This is a genomic window from Vreelandella arctica (genome assembly GCF_037070215.1).
Taxonomy (GTDB): Bacteria; Pseudomonadota; Gammaproteobacteria; order Pseudomonadales; family Halomonadaceae; genus Vreelandella; species Vreelandella arctica.
Map to the genome: position 1 here is coordinate 1 of NZ_JBANSN010000094.1, position 1,051 is coordinate 1,051.

1 protein-coding gene is annotated in these 1,051 nt (G+C 50.5%); it reads left to right on the forward strand.

Annotation, left to right across the window (positions count from 1 at the left end; genetic code table 11):
- Positions 1 to 86 precede the first annotated feature (86 nt).
- Positions 87 to 1,049 carry an IS1595 family transposase gene (locus V8L70_RS22810; protein ID WP_336270709.1) on the forward strand — a complete coding sequence of 321 codons (963 nt, stop codon included), beginning with the start codon at positions 87 to 89 and terminating at the stop codon, positions 1,047 to 1,049.
- The last annotated feature ends 2 nt before the right edge of the window (positions 1,050 to 1,051 follow it).

Sequence of the window (1,051 nt, forward strand, 5' to 3'; positions counted from 1 at the left end):
ATATGGCTATGTTGTCATCTTCTGTTGATGTGCTTTAAATATACTGTATAAAATACTGTATGTGTAGTCTTCGTGTGGAGGGCGCCATGAAGCAAGCAGACTTCAAAATCCTTGAGAGGACACTTTCCAGCCTTCCTGTTGAGCGCAAGAAATACATAGCGGAACGACTTCTTGGGCAAATCAGCTCACAGGCAGACACTCTGATTGATACCTTAAGCCATCACTTTCCATGCCCACATTGTGGCGGCGAGCACGCTGTTAAGTGGGGACGCAGCGGTGGCCTACAGCGGTATCGATGCCGGAACCCCGAGTGTCACAAAACATTCAACGCCCTTACAGGCAAGCCCTTAGCCAAGCTGCAACATCGAGATAAATGGTTCGACTACCTGCGCTGCATGCGAGACAGCTTGACGTTGCGCGCCTCAGCGGCCCGAGTGGGTATTGATTTGAAGACGGCTTTCCGATGGCGTCATCGTTTCCTGAAAACGAGTGCTCTAGACAATGCCAACCCACTATCCGGCATCATTGAGGTAGACGAAACCTTCTTCCTGGAGTCCTGCAAAGGAAAGCGTCAGATTACTCACCGCAAACCTCGCAAGCGTGGGGGACAAGGCAATGTTAAGAAAAAAGAACAAAAAATTCAGGTGCTTATTGCGCGAGACCGTAATGGAAAGGTCAGTGATTTGGTTGATCCGGCGCTCCAAAAATCGACTGTTCATGAGTTTCTGGCGCCGATCATCGATCGCGACTCGATTTTATGCTCTGACGGACACAGCTGGTATAAAACCTTCTCTCGCGACTACGGCATTGCCCATCATCGACTCATCGTATTCGATAATCAGCGAGTGATCGGCAAGGAATACCACATTCAGAACGTGAACAGCTATATGAGCCGCTTGAAGGGGTGGATGGGGCGCTTTCATGGGGTGGGGACAGCGTACTTACCTAATTACTTGGCATGGCGACGGTTATTTGAAACCACAAGGCCAGCCGAGGAAGCGTGGCTTCGTGCGGCGATAGGCGCTGACCAACAGCAGATGCCAACATAGCC